At 63.8% G+C, this 2,858-nt stretch carries 2 protein-coding genes and 1 pseudogene; 2 read left to right on the forward strand and 1 reads right to left on the reverse strand.

All coding sequences use genetic code 11. The features are described 5' to 3' along the window. The first annotated feature begins 131 nt into the window (after nt 1–131). Both RHBS_RS26355 and RHBS_RS26360 read left to right on the forward strand, forming a co-directional pair. Nucleotides 132–398 (forward strand): hypothetical protein, encoded by a 267-nt coding sequence (locus tag RHBS_RS26355; protein WP_237669783.1) that lies wholly within the window; start codon nt 132–134, stop codon nt 396–398. Beyond that, a pseudogene (locus tag RHBS_RS26360) lies at nt 395–1,835 on the forward strand (GntP family permease). The gene RHBS_RS26355 and the pseudogene RHBS_RS26360 overlap by 4 nt, the downstream one beginning before the upstream one ends. A 34-nt stretch (nt 1,836–1,869) precedes the next feature. On the opposite strand, the gene RHBS_RS29345 reads toward RHBS_RS26360, so the two are convergent. Further along, a partial coding sequence (locus RHBS_RS29345) for a hypothetical protein (protein ID WP_236745419.1) occupies nt 1,870–2,858 on the reverse strand: 989 nt, incomplete at its 5' end.

Here is a 2,858-nt window from a genome sequence, read left to right on the forward strand (position 1 = left end):
CGCACTTCGTCGTGACCCCCCGGGCTGCGTCCCGACGTTGCCGCGATCGTCACCGAGGCCGGGATCCCGCTGATGATGGGCGCGCTCACCCCGTCGGAGGTGATGATCGCCTCGATCTCGGAGCGGATGCCGTGAAGATATTTCCGGCTCGGACCGTCGGGCCCGCGTATTTCAAGGATCTGCTCGGCCCATTCCCCGACGCACGACTCGTTCCTTCCGGCGGAGTCAACGCGGGCAACGCTGCTCAGTTCCTGGCATCCGGTGCCGTCGCAGTGACTGCAGGCACCGATGTGGTCCCGCCGGCGTCGGTCGCGGCCGCCCAGTGGGACGACATCACCGTGCGAGCGCAGACGTTCGTGGCGGCTATCAGTGCAGACATCAAGGAAGGCTCGTCATGAACTCTGTCGTCGATTGGCTCAGGACCTCCACGCCAGGTCTACTCGTGTTGTGCGGCATTGCAATTGCCGTGCTGCTCGTCGTCATCATCAAGGTCAAGCTCGAACCGTTCATCGCGCTTCTCATCGTCGGTCTCGGCTTGGCCCTGGCTGCCGGTTTACCCGTCAACGAGATAGTCGGCACCGCGATCAAGAGCAACGAGTCGCTTCTCGAAACCGGGTTCGGCGGCATACTCGGGCATATCGCAGTCATCATCGGACTGGGAACGGTCCTGGGCGCGATTCTCGAAAAGTCCGGTGGCGCACAGGCACTGACTGCCAAGCTGCTGGGGGTCTTCGGAGAACGCGGAGCGCCCATCGCAATGGGACTGCTCGGGCTGATCTTCGGCATCCCGGTGTTCTTCGACATCGGCATCTTCGTCTTGGCACCGCTGGTGTACGTGGCGGCGCGTCAAGGCGGAAAGTCGTTGGTGCTCTATGCGCTGCCGATGCTGGCAGGGTTGTCCATGACGCATGCTTTCTTGCCGCCACATCCAGGTCCGGTTGCCCTCGGCGGGTTGCTCGAAGTGAACCTGGCTGGCTCATCCTGTTCGGATTCATCTGCGGAATACCAGGATTCATCGCCGCCGGCCTGGTGTGGGGTAACTGGATCGGAAAACGCATCATCGTCGACGTCCCCGAGGACTTCATCAACGACGGAAACGACGCGAGCACCACCGAGGGTGGAGGCGCAGGCACGATCGCGACCAAGCGCCCGGTCGTCACGACGCCGCCGTCGGTGGGCACCATCGGAGCGATCATTGCCGTTCCACTGGTCCTGATCCTCGGTGCCACGTTCGGCAGCATTCTGCTCGATCCCGGCAACCTCCTCGAAGTGCTCACGTTCTTCGGCACACCGGCCGTCGCACTACTCATCGCAGTACTCATCGCGTTCTACGTGTTGGGAATCCGCCGCGGATCGACGGTCCAGGAATTGAGCAAACTGACCGGTGAATCTCTGCGTCCGGTGGGTATGCTGCTACTCGTCGTCGGCGCAGGCGCGTTCTTCGGAAAGGTCATCTCGGCCACGGGCATCGGCACCGCGTTGGCCGACACCATGGCGGCCGCGGGCCTACCGATCATCGTCTTGGCTACATCATCAGCTGCGCACTGCGAGTGGCGCAGGGCTCGGCCACCGTGGCCATCGTGACGACCGGCGGAATCGTCGGACCCCTGGTTGCAGCTCAGGACTACTCGGCTCCGGCCGTCGCCCTCATCGCCATGTCCATCGCGGCGGGCTCGATCATCGCCAGCCACGTCAACGACGGCGGATTCTGGATCATCGCGAAGTTCTTCAACCTCACCGTCAAGCAGACACTGCAAACGTGGACGGTCCTCGAGACGATTCTGTCCGTGGTCAGCTTCGCCGTCGCGGGAATTCTGTTCGCAATCATCGCCTAGAGCCAGTGGCGCGATTCAGTGCCCTGGACGGCACTCAGTCGCGCCACTGTGTCCGCACTTGATCACCTACGAAGTGCGTGTTTTCGGCAGACATCTCCCGGCTCCCCGACCGCCCGACGAGGTCATCGATCCGATCGTCCAAGCTGTGCGCGCGGGCCATCGCGTCGGATGTGCGTGCCTCGGTCTCCGAGGACTCGACCACATTCGCGAGTCGAACCAGCGCAGCCACCCGTCCGGTCAACTGCTTCCACACCACTTCCAATGCGCCACGGCGGGATTCGACCTGCGCTGCGGTCTCCTCGTCGACCATCGTTTCACCGATCCGATTCAGCTCGGTCGCTACCGCACGCAGCGAGGTGGCATCGACCGAGATCTCGGTGAGTTCGACGAACAGGTCCAGCTGATTACGTTGGATCTCGAAGTACGTCGACTGCCATGCAGGCGAACGACGCACCCGATCGAACGACATGCCGGCGAGGAACAGCAGGGTGTCGTAGCGGTCGACGAAGCGGTCGTCCTTTCGGTCCACGAATTGATCGACCATTCCTGTCGCCCAGTCGACTCTGTCGCTCACCGGGGTTTTGCGCGCCAGCGTGCTCACCCGATCCGTGGCCGCATCCACCAGCGACAGGCCACGCTCGGCGATCGGGCCGAACTTCTGTGGCGCGGGCGTTCTCGTCAACGCATCGAAGACCGCGTCCCGCTGGTCCAGGTCGAGATGCACACCTTCCCGGCGCTCTTTGCGCGCCGCACGCACTCCGGTGGCGTAGTGACGATTGGACATCACCACGGCGGTGCGGTGGTGATTGACGCGTTTGGTCAACTCGGCAGCTCGGAGTCTGTACACGAGAGCCGACCCGGGCTTGCTCGTCGTGTCCTTGGCGAGCCAGCGATCGCGCTCGTCCACCAGATTGCGCAATGCGCCGAATCCACCGATCGACGGCAGCGAGCGTCCGGCACGCCATCGGGCGACGAGGACGGCTCGGGTGGCCTCGTCCACCCGCCCGGCCGCGATGGCGACGG

Source organism: Rhodococcus sp. BS-15 (assembly GCF_000813105.1).
Classification (GTDB): Bacteria; Actinomycetota; Actinomycetes; order Mycobacteriales; family Mycobacteriaceae; genus Rhodococcoides.